This window comes from Actinoplanes awajinensis subsp. mycoplanecinus (assembly GCF_001509495.1).
Lineage (GTDB): Bacteria > Actinomycetota > Actinomycetes > Mycobacteriales > Micromonosporaceae > Actinoplanes > Actinoplanes palleronii.
Window position 1 is genome coordinate 114,591 of the sequence record NZ_LLZH01000001.1, and the last position, 18,173, is coordinate 132,763.

Genomic DNA, 18,173 nt, shown 5'->3' on the forward strand with positions numbered 1-18,173 from the left:
GGAAGGGGTTCACCGTGACTCTCGTCCTCAGCCAACTCTTCACCGGCATCAGCATCGGCGCGGTGCTGCTGCTCATCGCGCTCGGCCTGTCGCTGACCTTCGGCCAGATGAACGTGATCAACATGGCCCACGGCGAACTCATCATGGCCGGCGCCTACACCGTCTACATGCTCCAGAAGGTGATCGGCGGGGCCGGGTTCTCGCTGCTGGTGGCCCTGCCGGTGGCGTTCGTGGTGGCCGGCCTGATGGGCGTCCTGATCGAGGTCCTGCTGATCCGCCGGCTCTACGCGCGGCCGCTGGACACCCTGCTGGTCACCTGGGGTGTCTCGCTGCTGCTCCAGCAGGCGGCCCGGGACCTGTTCGGCGCGCCGAACGTGCAGACCCGCGCGCCGTCCGCCCTGACCGGCAGCATCCACCTCACCGACGACCTGGCGATCTCCAGCAGCCGGGTGTTCATCCTGGCCCTGGCCCTGATCGCGGTCGCCGCGGTGACCGTCGTGCTGAAGACCACCCCGCTCGGCCGGCGGATCCGCGCCGTGATGCAGAACCGCGACCTGGCCGCCGTCTCCGGGCTGGCCACCGGCCGGGTCGACCGGCTGACCTTCTTCATCGGCTCCGGCCTGGCCGGCATCGCCGGGGTCGCGCTCACCCTGATCGGCCCGATCGGCCCGACGATGGGCACCAACATCATCGTGAACGCGTTCCTGGTGGTCGTGGTCGGCGGCATCGGCCAGCTCAAGGGCACCGTGATCGTGGCGTTCGTGCTCGGCATCGTGCAGTCCATGGTGGAGTACACCACCACGGTCAGCGTGGCCAGCGTGATCGTCTTCGTGGTGATCGTCGCGTTCCTGCAGTGGCGCCCGCAGGGCCTGTTCACCCTCCGGACAAGGAGCCTGGCGTGACAACTCTCCAAGATCCGCCGGTGGCGGTGGAAGCGTCGGCGGCCAAGGCGCCCGGTCGCTTCAACGCCCTGATCGGTTTCGGCCTCGCGGCCGTTGTGCTGTTCGCGCTCGCGCCGGTCGCGCTCGGCGACTTCCGGCTCGGCCTGCTCGCCAAATACCTCTGCCTGGCCATCGTCGCGGTCGGCATCGGCCTCGCCTGGGGCCGCGGCGGCATGCTCACTCTCGGCCAGGGCGTCTTCTTCGGGCTCGGCGGCTACGCGATGGCCATGCACCTCAAGCTGGCCGACGCGGGTCCCGGTGAGCTGCCCGATTTCATGCAATTGTACGGACAGCTCGACGCCTTGCCCTGGTGGTGGAAACCGTTCGCCAACCCGGCCTTCGCGCTGGCCGCCACGGTGCTGCTGCCGATGCTGGTGGCGTTCCTCCTGGGCTTGCTGATCTTCCGGCGCCGGGTCCGCGGAGCGTATTTCGCGATCCTCTCCCAGGCCCTCTGCGCGGCCTTGGCGATCTTCCTGATCGGGCAGCAGGGCACCACCGGCGGCACCAACGGGCTCACCGACATCCAGGGCTTCTTCGGGTACGACCTGAACGACCCGATCAACCGCCGGATGATCTATTTCATCGTGGCGGCGGCCCTGCTCGCGGTGCTCGGCGTCGCCTGGCAGCTGATGCGCAGCCGCTTCGGCGAGCTGCTGGTCGCGGTCCGGGACGGCGAGGAGCGGGTCCGTTTCCTCGGCTACGACCCGGCCAACGTCAAGCTCGTCGCGTACGTCGTCGCGGCCGGCATGGCCGGACTGGCCGGCGCCCTGTTCGTCCCGGCGGTGGGGATCATCTCCCCCGCGATGATCGGTGTCGTGCCGTCGATCGAGTTCGTGATCGGGGTGGCCGTCGGCGGCCGGGCCAGCCTGATCGGCCCGGCGCTCGGCGCGATCGCGGTGGCCTGGGCGAAGACGGCGCTCTCCGAGAAGCTTCCGTCGGCGTGGACGTACTTCGAGGGCCTGCTCTTCATCCTGCCGGTGGTCTTCCTGCCCGGCGGGCTCGCCTCCCTCGCCGTGTACCTGCGCCGGCGCCGCTCCACCAGCACGGAGGTGACGTCATGAGCGGGCTGGTCGTCCGGGACCTGCAGGTGGTGTTCGACGGCTTCGTGGCCGTCGGCGGCGTGGACCTGACCGTGCCGTCCGGTGACGTACGGTTCATCATCGGGCCGAACGGCGCCGGCAAGACCACGCTGATCGACGCGATCACCGGCCTGGCGCGGGCCACCGGCGCGGTCACCTTCGACGAGCACGAGCTGCTCGGCCGCAAGGTGCACAAGATCGCCAGGCTGGGCGTGGGCCGGACGTTCCAGAACTCCACGGTCTTCGAGGAACTCACCGTGCTGCAGAACCTGGACATCGCGGCCGGCTGGAACCGCGGCCCGCTCACCCTGCTGCGCCGCCGCTCGTCGGTGCCGCCCGAGGTGCAGAACGCCCTGGAGACGGTCCGGCTGACCGCGGTGCGCGACCAGCTGGCCGGCACCCTGCCGCACGGGCAGAAACAGTGGCTGGAGATCGGCATGCTGCTGGTGCAGAACGCCAAGCTGTTCCTGCTCGACGAGCCGGTCGCCGGGATGAGCCACGAGGAACGCGACGCCACCGGCGAACTGCTCGGCGAGCTCAGCCGGGAGCACACCGTCGTGGTGATCGAGCACGACATGGACTTCCTGCGGCGCTTCGCCCGGTCCGTCACGGTGATGCACGCCGGGAAGGTCCTCTCCGAGGGCACCGTCGCGCAGGTGCAGGCAGACCCGAAGGTCCAAGAGGTCTATCTCGGACATCCGGTGGAGGCGTGATGCTGCGATTCGAGGACATCCACTGCGGGTACGGCCGGAGCGTCGTCCTGCACGGCGTCTCGCTCACCGTGCCGGCCGACGGGGTCGCGGCGGTCCTGGGCCACAACGGCGCCGGCAAGAGCACCCTGCTACGCGCCGCGGTCGGCCTGCTCAAGCCGCGCTCCGGTGCCATCCTGCTGGACGGCGAGGACATCACCAGGCTCGCGCCGCACGACCGGGTGGCCCGCGGCATGGCCTACGTCCCGCAGGGCCAGCAGAGCTTCCCGCACCTCACCGCGCTGGAGAACCTGCAGCTGGTCGCGGACGGCCGCAAGGACGGCCGGGAGGCCACCGCCGAGGCGCTGGACCTGTTCCCGGCCCTGAAGGAGCTGCTCGGCCGCCGGGCCGGCCTGCTCTCCGGCGGCCAGCGCCAGCAGCTGGCCCTGGCCCGGGCCCTGATCACCCGGCCCCGGCTGCTGCTGCTCGACGAGCCGACCGAGGGCATCCAGCCGTCGGTGGTCGCCGAGATCGAGCAGACCATCCTGGCCCTGGCCGCCCGCGGCGGCCTGTCGGTCCTGCTGGTCGAGCAGCACGTCGGTTTCGCCCTGCGCGCGGCCCAGCAGTACTACGTCCTGGAAGCCGGCCGGGTCACCTCGACCGGCGACGGCGGAACGGACGCCGAGCCGACCGTCCGGCAGGCCCTCACGGTCTGATCCACCAGCCACCGGACCCGGCCCGCCCCGCGCAGAGGCGGACCGGGTTCGAGGCATGTGTAAGTTAGGTAACCGCCTATATACTCCTCGTGAGCGACCCGCCGTCGACCGCTCTGGTGCAAACACGCTTTGGTGCAACTAGGAACGTCACCGCCAACAGTGTCGCCACGACTGGGAGCACCGCTTGCCGGACTACTACTTCTTCCTCAGCTATGCGCGCGGCGACGACCGGGATTCGGTCAAGCAGTTCTTCAACGACCTTTCCGCCGAGGTCCGTTCCTACGCGGGCCTGCCGCCCACCTCGACCGTCGGTTTCCTCGACGTGGAGATGCAGGTCGGCGAGTCGTGGGCGCGGACGCTGATGAGCGCACTCGGCATCTGCCGCACCTTCGTGGCCCTGATCTCCCCGCGCTACCTGATCAGCGAGCCCTGCGGCCGGGAGTGGGCGATCTTCTCGGATCGGCTCAGCCGGCTCGAGGACGGCGATCCCTCGGTCGATCCGCCGCCGCTGATCCCGCTGCTCTGGCTGCCCCCGCCCCGGCTCCCGGCCGCCATCGAGGCCCGGCAGTACCTCAATCACGGCATGCCGGAGGCGTACGGCCGCACCGGCCTGCGGCAGATCATCCGGCTCACCCGGTACCGGGACGACTACCTGGAGATGCTCGCCCGGCTGGCGCAGCAGATCGTCGAGGTCGCCACGTCCGGCCGGCCGGTGCCGACGCATCCGAACCCGCTGCCGTTCGAGCAGGTGCACAGCGCCTTCCACGAGACCGGCGCGGCGCCGGCGCCCGCGGTCAGCCCGGCCGACCTGGTGAAGTTCATCGTCGCCGCGCCGTCCCGGGCCGACCTGGCCGGCCAGCTGCTGCCCGGCGTCGACCGTGACCCGCGGTTCTACGGCGAGCTGCCCGAGCAGTGGGCGCCGTACCGGCCGCATCTCGATGCGCCGATCGCCGACCGGGCCCGGCAGGTGGCGCTGGAGCACCAGTTCCACGCGATGGTGACCGACCTGGACGGCCTGCGGGAGCACCTCGACAGCGACGAGGACACCACCGACTGGATCATCGTGCTCCTCGTCGACCTGTGGGTCACCGGCCTGTCCCGGCACCGGAACGCGCTGGCCCGGTTCGAGGAGGCCGACGACGTGGCGGCGACCTCGGCGGCGGCCTCGGTGCTGGTGCCGGCCGGGCACGACGACGAGCAGACGAACACGTACCTGAGTCAGCTGACCGCGACGCTCGGCCAGGTGTTCGGGCGGCGGATGAGCGCCCGGCTCGACTCGTTCCGGAGCGTGATCATCAGCCCGCAGTCCTTCGACGCCGACCTCGGCGTCGTGCTGGAGCGGTCCCGCAACCGGATGTTCCGCACCAAGACGGTGCAGCATCAGCTCCCGGCCCGGTCCGGCCAGCGGCCGATCCTCCGTGGCCCCTGATCGCTGCGAGGTCCACCCCCGACCGCCGCCACGGCCACCACCAGGGAATGGAGTCCCGACCATGACGCGCTCGCCGCACGACCGCGACTCAGGTCAGATCGTGACTTTCTACTCCTTCAAGGGTGGCACCGGCCGCACCATGGCGGTGGCCAACGTGGCGTGGATCCTGGCCGCCAACGGGCATCGGGTCCTCGCCGTCGACTGGGACCTGGAGTCACCCGGACTGCACCACTACTTCCGGCCGTTCCTGGCGGACAAGAAGCTGCGGCACTCCCGCGGCGTGATCGACATGATCCGGGACTTCGCGGCGGCGGTGGTCGATCCGGCCGCCGATCCCGGCGAACCGGACTGGTACCAGCGCTACGCCGACGTGGAACGCGAGGCGGTGTCGCTGACCTGGAGCTTCCCGGGGCACGGCCTGATCGACCTGCTCCCCGCCGGCCAGCAGAACGCCGCCTACTCCGGCACGGTGAGCACCTTCGACTGGGCGGCGTTCTACGAGCGCCTCGGTGGCGAGGAGTTCCTCCGCGCCCTCCGGGTGAACATGTCCCAGGGGTACGACTACGTGCTGATCGACAGCCGTACCGGGCTCAGCGACTCGGCCGGCATGTGCACGGTCAACCTGCCGGACACCGTGGTCAACTGCTTCACCCTCAACGAGCAGAGCATCGACGGCGCGGCCGCGGTCGCCGAGTCCATCGTGCGGCTCAGCAGTCGCCGCCCGGTCCGGATCCTGCCCGTGCCGATGCGGGTCGAGGACGCCGAGCTGTTCAAGCTCGAGACCGGCCGGGACCACGCGCGGCAGCGGTTCGAGCCGTTCCTGCGACTGGACCCGGATGCCGCGGCCGCGTACTGGGGTGACGTCGAGATCCCGTACAAGCCCTTCTTCGCGTACGAGGAAATCCTGGCCACCTTCGGTGAGCGCGCCCGGCAGGAGCACTCGTTGCTCTCCTCCTTCGAACGCCTGACCGGCATCATCACCGAGAACGCGGTCACCGAACTGCCGCCGATGGACGAGCGCGAGCGGCGCCGCTGGCTGTCCACGTTCGAACGCCAGAAGCCCTCGATCAACCCCCGCACGATGATCAGCTACGCCTCGATCGACCGCACCTGGGCCGACTGGATCGCCGGCGAGCTGGAACAGATCGGCCAGTCGGTCACCCTCCAGGAGATCGAACTGGCCGCGATCTCGTCCGAGCCGGGCACCGACCCGATGCCCGCTGACGGCCCGGCCGCCCGGCTCGTCGTCCTGATCTCCCACGACTACCTGCGCTCGCCGCAGGCCGCGTGGCTCTGGGACCAGGTCGCCGAGCGTGAGTCGGCCGGCGGCAACCTGCTGCGGATCCGCATCGACAACAGCCGGTTGTCCGCACCCTTCACCGAGCCGCACCGGGCCCGGGAGCTGGAGCTTTTCGGCCTCAGCGAGGAGCAGGCCCGGCCGGCCCTGCTGAGCGCCTTCGACCAGCCGCACCTGGAGCCACCCACCGGCGTCGACCGGCAGGCGCAGCGGTCCGCCTCGCGGTTCCCGGCGAACATCCCGCCGGTCTGGAACACCCCGCAGCGGAACCCGACCTTCACCGGCCGGACCCGGCTGCTGGAAGAGCTGCGCGACCGGCTGCTGATCAGTGTCACGGCGACCTCCCCGCAGGCGCTGCACGGGCTCGGCGGCGCCGGCAAGACCCAGATCGCGCTGGAGTACGTCCACCGGTTCGCCGCCAACTACGACATCGTCTGGTGGATCCCGGCCGAGCAGCCCAGCCTGGTCCGCGCCGCCCTGTCGGAGCTCGCCGAGGCACTGGACCTGCCGACCGGGCCGAGCACCGCCGAGACGGTCGACGGCGTGCTCGACGCCCTGCGGCGCGGTGAGCCCTATCGCCGCTGGCTACTGGTCTTCGACAACGCCGACCAACCGGAGGAGATCCGGCAGTACCTCCCGGCCGGGGCCGGGCACATCCTGCTCACCACCCGGAACCTGGCCTGGGGCCGGTACGTCACGGCCACCGAGGTCCCGGTCTTCACCCGGGTGGAGAGCGTCAGCCTGATCCGGCGGCTGGTGCCGGCGATCTCCGAGCCGGACGCGGAAATGATCGCCGGAAAGCTCGGCGACCTACCGCTCGTGATCGAGCAGGCCGCCGCCTGGCTGGCGGCGACCGGCATGCCGGCCAGCGCGTACTCCGAACTGCTCGACACCGAACTCCCCCGCATGCTCCGGGAGAATCCCCCGCCCGGGTACGAGCAGACCCCGGCCGGCACCTGGCGCCTGTCGCTGGAACGCATCCGCGCCGACCTCCCGGCCGCGGCGCGCCTGCTCGAGGTGTGCGCGTTCTTCGCCCCCGAGCCGATCCCGATGCGCCTGCTCTACAGCAGCACGTTCATCGCCCTGCTCCAGCGGCTCGATCCGAGCCTGCAGGACCCGCTGCTGATCGGGCGGCTGGTGCAGGAGATCGGGCGGTACGCCCTGGCCCGTTCCGACACCGGCCAGGGCACCATCGAGATGCACCGGCTGGTGCAGACCGTGGTCCGGTCGGAGATGACACCCGAGGACCGGGAGTCGACCGAGCGGAGCGTGCACGACGTCCTCGCCGCGGCCAATCCGAAGGAACCCGACGAGCCGAAGACCTGGCCCGACTACCGCCTGATCCGCCGGCACCTGGAGCCGACCGGGGTGCTCAACTCCCCGGTGCCCGCCGTCCGGCAGCTGGTCATCGACATGGTGCGCTACCTCTGGCGGATCGGTGACTGGCAGGACAGTCAGGAGCTCGGCGAACGCGCCCTGATCGCGTGGCGGCGCGGCGGCGGGCCGGACGACACCACCACGCTCTGGCTCCGCCTGCACATGGCCAACGCGATCCGCTCCCAGGCCCGGTACGCCGAGACCTACGAGATCGACAACGAGGTGCACGAGCTGCTGCTGGGATCGGTCGGGCAGGAGCATCCGTACGTCGTGATGAGCATCAGCGGGCTCGCCGCCGACCTCAAAGGACTGGGCCGGTACCAGGAGTCGCTGGCCCTCGACGACCAGGCGCTCTCGCTGGCGATCAGGGTGCTCGGCGCGGAGGCGCCCCGGACCATCTTCGCGATGAGCAACAAGGCGCTGTCGCTGCGGTTCATCGGTGACTTCCGGCAGGCGACCGAGCTCGACGAGACGGCCTACCAGCTGTCCAGCAAGATCGGGCTGCACCGGCCGTACGCGCTCCGGGTGGGTGCCAGCCTCGGCCGCGACTATCGGGACCTGGGCCGGTTCACCGACGCGCAGCGACTGCTGCGGCAGGTCATGCTCCGGTCGACGGACGTGAACGGGCCGGCACACGAGCTGACGCTGATCATCGCGCGGATCCTCGCCGTGACCCTGCGCAAACTCGGCGAGCTGAGCAAGTCACACGACCTGACCCGGGACATCAAGCCCAAGCTCGAACGGCGTCTGGGCCGCAACCACCCCGAGGCGCTCGCCTGCCTGAACGACCTGGCCAACATCCAGTCCGCGCTGGGCGACGACCGGGCCGCCCAGGCGACCGCGGAGAGCGCCCTGCGCCAGTACGACGCGAGGTTCGGGCCGGACCACCCGTCGACCCTGGCCTGCCGGAACAACGTCGCGATCTTCACGCGCAAGCTCGGGAACCACGAACACGCCCGGGCGATCAGCGAGGAGGTCATCGACCGGTTCCGGATCATGCTCGGCCCGGACCACCCGTACACGCTGGCCTGCCTGGTCAACCGGGGCAACGAGCTGTTCGACGGCGGCGACCTGCCGGGCGCGCGGGCCAACGACCGGGACGTGTACGAACGCCTCGCCTCCTCGCTCGGGCCGAAACATCCCGACACCCTGGCCGCGATGAGCAATCTGGCGATCACGCTGGCCGCCCTCGACGAGCAGGTCGAAGCGCGACGGCTGCGGCAGGACGCGCACAACCTGTTCCGCGAGACGCTCGGACCCGATCACCCGAACACCGGCGCCCCGATCGAGGAACGCCGCCTCAACTGCGACATCGACCCGCCGTCGCTATGAGCTCCGCGCCGACGCCAGCCGGGCACGGTTCAGGTCCGGGGAGATCCGGCTGCTGATGTGGTCGATCAGTTTTTGCTGGTCGGCGCAGTAGACGGTGGGGTTCGCGAAGCCGTTCTCGGCGCGGTGGCGGTGGGCGTAGAGGCCGCCGCCGCAGATCTGGACCAGGCGGCAGCCGCGGCAGGTGGCGCAGAGCGCGGAGACGCCGTCGCGCTGGGCCCGGATCGCCGGGTGCCGGAGCGCCTCGTCCAGACTGTTGTCGAAAACGGTCAGCCCGGTGGCGGCTGCGCCCTCGCCGACGGTCTTCAGCGCGTCGCTCTGTTCGATCGTGCCGTCGGTCTCGATCGTCACGTAGTCGATCGGGGTCAGCCCGACCGACTCGGCCCGGCTCACGCCTCCGACCAGCAGGGACATGATGGAACTGAACAGCCGGACGTCGGTACGGTAGGACGGCGAGCGGTACCAGCGGTCGAAGATCGGGATGAGCCAGTCGGCGTAGGGGGTGCTCGAGGCGTCCGCCGTGCGCAGCGGTGGCGGCGTCGTCCAGTTGCCGTGCGGCAGGAGCAGGTCGATCCGGGGCGGGTCGAAGGCCAGCAATCCCTCGTAGACCTCGATCGGATCCTCACGGACGTCGATCGTGCAGAGCAGGCCGCGGTACAGGTGCCGGTAGCGATCCTGGCCCAGCCGGTGCAGGCCGGCCGCGACCCTGTCGTAGCTGCCGCCGCCGTGGGCGAAGCGCCGGTGCCGGTCGTTGACGGCCCGCGGGCCGTCCAGGCTGACCCCGACGCCGACCTGTTCCTCGGCCAGCATGTCCAGCATCGGCGGGTCCAGCAGCAGGCCGTTGGTCTGGACGGCGAACTCCAGGCGCGTGGTGCCACCGGCCGACGCGCGGACCGTGCGCACCACGCCACGGACGACCTCCGCGCCGGCGAGCAAGGGCTCTCCGCCGTGCAGGACGACAGCCGCTTCGGCGGGGCGCCAGGTGCGAAGATGGTCGCCGATCCGGGCGGCGGCGGCCGCCACCGTCTCCGGTGCCATCACCCGGGGACGTTCACGCCAGGACTGATCAGCGTGTTCGTAGACGTAACAATAGTCGCAGGCCAGATTGCACCGACTGTGTAGCTTCAGGAGAAACTGCCGGAACGGCGACACATCCGGGGCGACGGGCATTCAGCTGACGAAATTGTTGAAGGATCGTCCCGGACGCGATTCACCACTGCGGGCCTGGACGAGAACTGCCATGAGAACCGGATTCTCCACGGCCTCAAGATCAAATTCTGCCCACCGGATGGGAGCGATCGGGATGACGCGCGCATCCAGATCCACGTCAGGTTCCATGCCAGCCCTTCACTGCACCCTCAGCCGAAAACGCGGGCCGAGCCTAGCGCACCGAAGGCTTGACACCATCGCCCGGTCCTGCGTGTCGACTAAGATCATCAGTACCGGGGGCGCCCCGCTGGGTAATCGCTAAATCACGCGTCGTGAATGCTCACGGAAACGGTTTGTAGAGCCCGAGATCACGGTGCGTGCGAAAATAGATCCGCGTTTCTCCAGTTATTCCCATTCACACCTTTCACGTCTTCGATGTCGCGTCATGTGACCACTCATGATTCAGCTGTCGGCCGGCTCGAGATCGATGAAGCTCCGGCCGCCGGTCCGCAACGCGATCACCTGCGGATGCTTCTCGTCGAACATGTCACCGGCGATCCGCAGCGCCTCCTCGCGGAGCGCCTCACCACCGACCCGGTCACCGGTGGCCAGCCGGCTGGCCACCAGGTTCGCGGTCGCCGCCAGCACCGCCGGATGGGTCCGGCTGTGCAGCTTCTCCCGCAAGCCGGCTAGACAAGTGACATCCAACTCCAGCGCGCCCTGGATGTCACCGGATGCGAACAGCGCACTCGCCACGTTCATCCGACAGATGGACACGTACGGGTGCGACGCGGACAGTTTCCCCTCGAGAGCGGCATACGTCCGGGTGAGCGGCTCGGTCGCGTCCTGCACCCGGCCGTCGGCCAGCTCGAGGACCGCGAGGTCGTTCGCCACCATCAGACTCGCCGGGTGCGACGCACCGAGGATCCGGCTGTACGCGGCCAGCACCTCGGCGGCGGCGGCCCGGGCCTCGGCGTGGTCACCCTGCGCCGACTGGATGGTGGCGATCTCGAGCTTGCACGACTGGGTGAACAGATGATCAGCGCCAGTCGTCCGACCGAACGCCGCCAGCGACCTCTCGGCCAGCTCACGGGCCTCGCTCAGGTGACCGAGCCGCCGCAGGGTGATCGCGAGTTCCTTCTGCGTCAGCAGCAGATAGGAGTCCGCTTCGTCGAGCGCGTTCCGGCAGGTGGCCAGGGTCTCCCGCAGCACGCTCTCCGACCTGGTCAGGTCACCGTCCGCGCGCAGGAACCGGCCCAGGTTGCAGCGCCACAGCAGCGTCCACCGCGCGGTCGGGCCGAGCAGCGTCTCGGCGGACGCGGCCACCTGCTCGCTGATCTCCCGGGACCGCCCGAAGTCACCGGCCTGCATGAGCCAGAGCGCGAAGTTGTTCCTGGCCGCGAGGGTCCGGCGGTGGTTGTCACCCACCGTGGTCTGCCAGTGCACCAGGACCTGCTCGCCGATCTCCACCGCACGCTGGTACTGCCCCAGGCCCGCGTACGCCTGGGCGGCGCCGCTGAGCGCGATCAGGGCGTACGGATAGGTCTGCCCCCGCTGCTCGATCATCCGGCGCGCGGCGTCCTCCTGGACCTCCAGCGCGGCCTGGTACTCGCCGTGCGCCTCGAGGACGTTCCCCAGCTCGCTGCGCATCCGCAGCAGCGAGAGGTGCTCGGCGCCGAGACGGCTCTCCCACGTGCCGATCGCCCGGTCGGCGAGCCGGCGCGCACCGGTCAGGTCGCCGCGGTACCGCAGGTAACGCACCATGTCGACGGTGAGCTGGTGCACCTCCGGATCCTCGGAGTCGAGCGCGCCCGAGGGTTCCAGGTGAGTCAGAATCCCCTGGTACGTCGGCCAACTGGGCTGGTCGGAAGGATCGCCTCGCTGGGCCTTCGCCAGGATCACGTGTACCTGCTCCCGCCTGCGCCTCTGTTCGTCAACGGAGAGGTCGCTGATAATGACACTTTGCACCAGCCGGTGCATGCGAAGTGCCTGAATCGCTGAATCGACACGAGCCAGACCGAACCGGCTCGCCTCCCGCACCAACGAGTTGCGCATCAGTTGGTCGCGGAACATCGGGTCGAAGACCGCGAGCGCGTCCGCCATACCCGGGCTGTCCAGCAGAATCGTGGGAATCGGCTCCGGCGCCAGGACGGCCAGCAGCTCGACCAGGTAGGCCGCGGCCGGGTTCGCCTGCCGCAGGCGTCCCTGTGACAGCCGCCAGGTCTCGGCGGCCGGGTGCCGATAGCCCGGTGGTGGTGGCTCGTTGAGGATCCGGGGCAGCTGCTCGTCGAGAAGATCCAGATATCTCCGCGCGGACATCCCGGTGGTGGCCAGCCAGGCGGCCGCCTGCTCCACCGCCAGCGGGAGATCACCCAGCTTGCCGGCGATCTCGTCGGCGTCCGCGCCGGACAGGCCCTTGACCCGCCGGGTCAGCAGCGCCCGGCTCTCCGAGCGGTCGAAGACGTTGATGTCCAGGGTCCACGCGGTGCGGGACCATTCCTGCCCGGGCGTCGTCACGACGACGTCGCCGGCGCCGGTCGGCAGGAACCGCCGGATCTGCTCCGGGTCCTCGGTGTTGTCGAAGATGACGATCCAGTTCGACGACGGGCTGCCCAGCCGCAGCGCCTCCAGCACCGCGGCCGCCTCCTCGTCGGCCCGGCCGGACCCGGCGATCGGCAGGCCGAGCTCCCGGGCCAGGTCGGCCAGCGCGGTGACGACGAGCGCCGGCTGGTCGGCCGAGATCCACCAGACGATGTCGTAGTCGGCGTTGAACCGGTGCACGTACTCGATGGCGATCTGGGTCTTCCCGACGCCGCCGATCCCCTGCAGGACCACCGGACCGGTCTGCGCCGTGCTCGCGTTGAGCTGCTCGCGCAGAGACTCCAGGGTGGCGTCACGCCCGGTGAATCCGTGGTTCCGGGCCGGCGCGCGCCAGACCCGGGCCGGCTCGAACGGGAACCGCGGGTGCGGGCCGCCGGAGATGCCGAGATGACCGACCCCCGCGTCGCGGATGTCGAGCCGGGCCAGCAGCGAGTCGCGTGCCGCCCGCTCCGGGACGTTGAACATGTCCACCGGCTCACGGTCGGCGAACGGTTCCGGCGGGCGGACGCCGTCCACCCGGACCGGCACGAGGAACCGGCCGTGACCGGGGATGTCGCGCCGGACGGTCAGCCGCCACCAGCTCTCCAGCTGCGGCACCCGGACCGATTCCTGGGAGAGCAGGACGACCGCGCAGTCCGCCCGGGCCAGGGCCTCGGCCGCGTCCACCGGTGCGTTGACGTCCTGCAGGACGCTGCGCTGCCCGGCCAGCCGGAGCTGATAGGCGATCCACTCGGCCCAGATCCGGTCACGCGGGGTGTAGCAGATCAGGGCGGGGCCGGGGCTCACCGCGCCGCGCTGCTCGAACTCGGAGAGCCAGCCGAGCCGGATGGCCTCGGAGATCTCGCCCAGCTCACACTTCTCGCCGACCAGCTCGCCGGCCAGCCGTTCGTACGCGGCCAGCAGGTCGTTCTCCTGGTAGGGGCGGTCGCCGAAGGTGGCGAGCGTTTCCTCGTACGCGTAGAACGGCTTGTAGGGCTGCTCGACCTGGCCCCAGTACTTGCTCGGATCGGCGTACCCCAGCGTCGCCACGAACTCGCGGAACTGCTGCTGGGCCAGCGCACGGCGCCGGTTGAGCTTGGCGGTCTCGCCGTCCTCCACCCGGCTCGGCACCGGGAAGATCCGGATGCTGGGCCGCAGCCGGCGGATGGTGTTCGCCACCGCGAGCGCGCCCTCGATGCTCTGGTTGTTGTACGCGAAGCAGTTGACCACGGCGTCCGGCAGCGTGACGGTGCAGATGCCGGCGTTGTCGCTCAGCCCGGTCCGGCTGTCGATCAGCACCACGTCGTAGTGGCTGCGCATGTTCTCGGCCAGGTGGTGCAGGAACTCCTCGCCGTTCAGCCGGGTGTAGAACGACTCCCAGTCGAAGTTGCTGACCGTGTGCGAGTACTCGGGCACCTGCTGGCCGGACGGGACGAAGTCGATCGATCCACCCCGGGGGAACTCGTAGCGCTCGAGGGACGTCGCGTACTCCTGGATCCGGGCGAGCTGCCGGATCTCCTCCGGCCGCAGGCTCTCGCCGCGGGCCGCCGCCTCACCGGCCCGCTGCTCGAACCGGGTGATCGCGTCGATGACACCGGGCGACTGGCGAAGATCGCGGTCGGCCAGGAACGGCGCGTAGTAGCGGTGCAGGCCGGGCGACTCGAGGTCCCAGTCCACAGTGAGCACCCGCCGACCGGTGCTGGCCAGGATCCACGCGACGTTGGCCAGCGACATGGTCCGGCCGACGCCACCCTTGAACGAGTAGAACGTGATGATCTGGCCGTTCCGCAGCGTCATGTGGTCCCTCCCCCAGTTCGGTGTTCCGCGCAGCTCGCCGGGGCCCTGGTCACGGGCCCTCCAGCACCGGACGTCGCGCCCCGGCCCGGGACGGGTCCGGCCGCTGCTCCCCCCAGCCCCGCCGGTACGCCCGCCGCTGCGCCGCCGCGATCGCCACCGAGAGGTCGGCGTCGAAGTCGTCGGGCGACTCGACGCCGATCCGCAGCAGCGAGTCGTGCCAGGACGACCGGCCGGGAAAACGTTTGAGCACCTCACTGCGGAGTTCGACGCGGCGGGCCGACGTCTCCACGTCGTCCGAGCTGGCCGGCACGAGCACCGCAACGGCCTCCTCGTCCTGCCGCCCGATCTCCCGCAGCGCCGGTTCCAGATCGTCCAGCCGGGCCGCCCACGCGTCGACGAGCAGCACCAGGATGTCGCGCCGCAGCCCCGCACGCAGCCGCTCGGCCACCGACTCGATCGGGACGACCTCGGACTGCAGGCGCCGGTCGGAGACGATCCCGCACGCGCGCGCCGCCAGCGACTGCGGCGCGACCGGCTGATACGGCGCCCAGTCCTCCCGCCGCAGGCCGTAGAACCGCAGGTCGCCGCGGATCGCCCGCATCTGCTCCCGGGTGCCGGCCGCGACCACGACGTAGACCTTCGTCGACCGCCCGGCCACGCCGTGCCGGTGTCTCCGACGATCGAACGGGTTCACCGCGGCGTCCGGGTCGGTACCGGCCGGCGCCGGCGGCAGGCGATGGGCGTGGGCCGCCTCGACCACCCGATGGGCCAGCGAGGCGACGAAGGCCGCGTACGCCGCCCGGTGCGAGCGCAGCCGCATCATGATCCGGAGGTCGTCGCCGTTGGGAGTCCGCAAGGGACGGACCTTGAGGTCCGGTTCGTGGAACACGTCCTCGGGAAGGCCGTCGGCGGCCCAGAGCACCGGGATCAACGAGTCGGCGCCGCGCCCGTTGTCCGAGCCGTCGCCGTGGATCCGGTCGACGAAGACTCCCCAGTACCGGCCGCACCGCTCACTGGCCAGATACTTCGACGAGCACAGGGCCACGAAGGTCTGGCAGTCGCTGAGCGCGGTCCGGGCGTCGACCGGCCAGCTGCCGGCACCGCTGTCGTCCAGATAGCCGACGACCTGCTGGGGTTCCGCTCCGATCCGCCGGATGATCTCCGCGGACAGGTCTTGGTACAACCGGTGGACGAAGATGTCGTCCTCGTCAGGCGCGTAGCTCAGAAAGAAATACAGCATCCGGCCTCCCGACGGCCACCAACGGGCCCAGCGGTCGCGAGAGGAATCCCGCGCAGGAGGCATCGGCGGCCTCTGGGCCGGCAGGCTGCCAGATGTAGGCGACCCGCCCGGTGAGGGCTTTGTGTCATTAGTACCGCACAGGGCACCTGAGGGGTACCCCGCAGCGGGTTTCAAGTCCGACAAGAGGACCCGGCGAGGGCGGGACGGACATTTATCGGACTCACTTTCCGGCGGATGGCGGCGGCAGGTCCGCGGCCAGCCGCCGGGCCGCGTGCCGGATGATCGCGGCCAGGTCGGCGCAGTACACCGACCGGTTGCCGAATCCGTTGCGGGTGCTGAACCGGTGGGCGTACAGGCCGCCGCCGCACACCTGGACCAACGGGCAGCGCCGGCACTCGGCGCCCAGCGCGGCCAGACCGGCCTGGCGGGCCCGGGCGCCCGGATGGTCCAGGTACTCGTCGAAGGAGTTCCACCGGACGTGCAGGCCGGTGGCGGGCGCGCCGGGCGCGACCGTCTTCAGCACGTCACCCTGTTCGAGGCTGCCGTCGGTCTCGACGGTGACCAGGTCGACCTGCCCGAGGCCGAGCCCCTCGGCACCACCCGGCCCGCCGAGCAGCAGCGAGACCAGTGACTCGAAGAGCCGCACCCGGGTCTGCGGCGCCGGCGACTCGTACCACCTGTCGAAGATCGGGATCAGCCAGTCGGCGTAGGGCGTGCGGTCCTGGTCCGGGCCCCGATGCGGAGGGGGCCGGTCCCAGGTGCCGTGCGGCAGCAGGAAGTCGATCTCGGGCGGGTCGAAGGTGAGCAGATGGTGATAGACCTCGAGGGGGTCGTTCGCCACGTCCACCGCGCACAGGATGCCGCCGAAGAGCGGCCGGTGCCGGGCCTCGTTGAGGCGGCGCAGCGCCCGGGCCGCGCCGGCGTGACTGCCGCGGCCGTCGGCGAACCGCCGGTGCCGGTCGTTGGCCGCCGCCGGGCCGTCGAGGCTGACACCCACCCGGATCCGGTGGGCCGCGAAGAGTTCCAGGAACCTGTCGGTCAGGAGCAGGCCGTTGGTCTGCAGGCCGAACGCGACCTTCGTGTGGCTGGTGACCGCGGCCCGCACCGTACGGACCAGGTAGTCGATCACGTCCGGGCCGGCCAGCAGCGGTTCACCACCGTGCAGGATGACCGAGAGGAACGGCAGGTCGTGCTTGCCCGCGTGCTCGGCTATCCGGGCCGCGGCCAGGTCGATCGTCGCCCGGGACATCACCCGGGGGCGGTCACGCCAGCTCTGATCCGCGTGCTGGTAGACGTAGCAGTAGTCGCAGGCGATGTTGCATCTGCTGTGGACCTTCAGGAGAACCTGGCGTACCGGCGCCGATGCCGGGCCCAGGAGCTCGTCCACCCATCACCCCGACGTGTCGTCGAGGTGCTGCCCGTTGGCGAAATTGCTGAAGGCGCTCGGATGCCGCGTCCCGTCGACCGCGAACCGGACGGCTGGTCGGCGAGCGGTCAGGTGATGGAGCCGCGCAGGGTCCTGCCCCACTGACTGAAGATCGGCGATCGGAACTTCCCGCTTACGTGCCATGCCGCAAACCTCGCATCGACGAGACGTGATCTTGCGGGGCGGAGGCCACCGGTGACGTTATCGTAGAGCGTCGATACGGGTACGTACAGTAGTCGCCACCGGGGACTATCCGGGTGGCACACGATGGGTGGTCAGCCAGTCGCGGGCGAAGCCGACCGCCGCGGGGAGGGACAGCAGCCGGGCGGCGGCCGAGCCGACCGGGCCGGTGGTCACCGCCCCGGTGCGCTCCAGATCCGCGCCGAGCTCGGCGAAGTCTCCCGCGTTCAGCAGCACCCCGCGGTACGGGACCCAGGCGCGGCCCGCCGGGGTGGTCATCACGCAGGCGTTGTCGCGGGGCGTGCGCCAGGGCAGCCGGTACTCGGCCAGGTGGAAGGCCGTGCAGCTCGCGAACCCCACGCCCAGCAGGACGATCCGGGCGCCGGCCGCTTCCAGGGCGGCCAGCGGGGACTCCTCACCCAGCTCGCTGGGCAGGTCGTGCCGGCTCGTCAGCTCGGCCGCCCGGGCGCCGATCGCCGCGAACGACGTCTGCGGGTGCGGGCTGCGGTGCGCGCCCGGCCAGCACCGCACCGTCTCGGCGATGGCCCCCAGTGACCGGCACGAGGTCAGAGCCGGATCGTACGGCGGCAGACTGTCCCGGATCAGCGGCAACCAGGCCACCGGGATCTCCGGGCCGGCCCAGCGCGCCGGGTCCCGGTTCTCGGTGGCGAACGCGGGCACCACCAGCGTGCCGGCCGGCCCGAGCACGTCGAGGAAGGCCTGTACGACGGCGACCGCCCCGCCGCACACCCAGCCCAGCGAGCTCAGCGAGGAGTGCAGCAGCACCGTCTCCCCCGCGCCGAGGCCGAGGGCGCGCAGGTCCCCGGCCAGCGAGGCGCGGGTGCGCGGGCCGGCGTCCACGCAGTCCACAAGATCCACTGACCCTCCTGGCACTGATCGGAACGTCCGGGTCCTTATGTAGCACGGATGAGTGGCGCTGATCA

The 18,173-nt window shown here is 70.6% G+C and carries 12 protein-coding genes; 6 read left to right on the forward strand and 6 right to left on the reverse strand.

Features of this window, described 5'->3' with window-relative positions:
• Positions 1-14 precede the first annotated feature (14 nt).
• From urtB to fxsT (ADL15_RS00535), 6 genes are all read left to right on the forward strand, one after another.
• Positions 15-902, forward strand: coding sequence for an urea ABC transporter permease subunit UrtB (gene urtB, locus ADL15_RS00510; RefSeq protein ID WP_067683802.1), 888 nt, complete (start codon positions 15-17; stop codon positions 900-902).
• Entirely contained in the window at positions 899-2,002 is a 1,104-nt protein-coding gene (urtC, locus tag ADL15_RS00515) for an urea ABC transporter permease subunit UrtC (protein WP_083970785.1), read from the forward strand. The genes urtB and urtC overlap by 4 nt, the downstream gene beginning before the upstream one ends.
• On the forward strand, positions 1,999-2,733 hold the full coding sequence (gene urtD, locus ADL15_RS00520; protein WP_067683808.1) for an urea ABC transporter ATP-binding protein UrtD: 735 nt from the start codon (positions 1,999-2,001) through the stop codon (positions 2,731-2,733). The genes urtC and urtD overlap by 4 nt, the downstream gene beginning before the upstream one ends.
• Positions 2,733-3,425, forward strand: coding sequence for an urea ABC transporter ATP-binding subunit UrtE (urtE, locus tag ADL15_RS00525; protein WP_067683811.1), 693 nt, complete (start codon positions 2,733-2,735; stop codon positions 3,423-3,425). Before urtD ends, urtE begins: the two co-directional genes overlap by 1 nt.
• A 184-nt stretch (positions 3,426-3,609) precedes the next feature.
• On the forward strand, positions 3,610-4,854 hold the full coding sequence (locus ADL15_RS00530) for a TIR-like protein FxsC (protein ID WP_067683814.1): 1,245 nt from the start codon (positions 3,610-3,612) through the stop codon (positions 4,852-4,854).
• Between the two features lie 100 nt (positions 4,855-4,954).
• Positions 4,955-8,860 carry an FxSxx-COOH system tetratricopeptide repeat protein gene (gene fxsT, locus ADL15_RS00535; protein ID WP_198170432.1) on the forward strand — a complete coding sequence of 1,302 codons (3,906 nt, stop codon included), beginning with the start codon at positions 4,955-4,957 and terminating at the stop codon, positions 8,858-8,860.
• Here the strand turns inward: fxsT (ADL15_RS00535) and ADL15_RS00540 are convergent.
• From ADL15_RS00540 to ADL15_RS00560, 6 genes are all read right to left on the reverse strand, one after another.
• Entirely contained in the window at positions 8,855-10,027 is a 1,173-nt protein-coding gene (locus ADL15_RS00540) for an FxsB family cyclophane-forming radical SAM/SPASM peptide maturase (RefSeq protein ID WP_067683817.1), read from the reverse strand. The genes fxsT (ADL15_RS00535) and ADL15_RS00540 overlap by 6 nt on opposite strands.
• The gene (locus tag ADL15_RS52500) at positions 10,028-10,183 is read right to left on the reverse strand and encodes a hypothetical protein (RefSeq protein ID WP_157441073.1); all 156 of its coding nucleotides are present in this window, start codon (positions 10,181-10,183) and stop codon (positions 10,028-10,030) included. It lies immediately after the preceding gene.
• 285 nt (positions 10,184-10,468) lie between these two features.
• Positions 10,469-14,383, reverse strand: coding sequence for an FxSxx-COOH system tetratricopeptide repeat protein (gene fxsT / locus ADL15_RS00545; RefSeq protein ID WP_067683819.1), 3,915 nt, complete (start codon positions 14,381-14,383; stop codon positions 10,469-10,471).
• 49 nt (positions 14,384-14,432) lie between these two features.
• Positions 14,433-15,623 carry an FxsC protein gene (gene fsxC / locus ADL15_RS00550; RefSeq protein WP_067683822.1) on the reverse strand — a complete coding sequence of 397 codons (1,191 nt, stop codon included), beginning with the start codon at positions 15,621-15,623 and terminating at the stop codon, positions 14,433-14,435.
• Positions 15,624-15,843: 220 nt separating this feature from the next.
• Positions 15,844-17,010 (reverse strand): FxsB family cyclophane-forming radical SAM/SPASM peptide maturase, encoded by a 1,167-nt coding sequence (locus ADL15_RS00555; protein ID WP_067683829.1) that lies wholly within the window; start codon positions 17,008-17,010, stop codon positions 15,844-15,846.
• A gap of 288 nt (positions 17,011-17,298) precedes the next feature.
• A complete protein-coding gene (locus tag ADL15_RS00560) occupies positions 17,299-18,108 on the reverse strand; it encodes an aminoglycoside N(3)-acetyltransferase (RefSeq protein ID WP_232343826.1) in 810 nt (269 codons plus the stop codon).
• Positions 18,109-18,173: the final 65 nt, after the last annotated feature.

What these genes read in the sequence shown, in the direction of transcription:
- urtD (WP_067683808.1), top strand. Translation starts at nt 1,999, where the DNA reads ATGAGCGGGCTGGTCGTCCGGGACCTGCAGGTGGTGTTCGACGGCTTC.
- urtE (WP_067683811.1), top strand. Translation starts at nt 2,733, where the DNA reads ATGCTGCGATTCGAGGACATCCACTGCGGGTACGGCCGGAGCGTCGTC.
- ADL15_RS00540 (WP_067683817.1), bottom strand. Translation starts at nt 10,027, where the DNA reads ATGCCCGTCGCCCCGGATGTGTCGCCGTTCCGGCAGTTTCTCCTGAAG.
- fxsT (WP_067683819.1), bottom strand. Translation starts at nt 14,383, where the DNA reads ATGACGCTGCGGAACGGCCAGATCATCACGTTCTACTCGTTCAAGGGT.
- fsxC (WP_067683822.1), bottom strand. Translation starts at nt 15,623, where the DNA reads ATGCTGTATTTCTTTCTGAGCTACGCGCCTGACGAGGACGACATCTTC.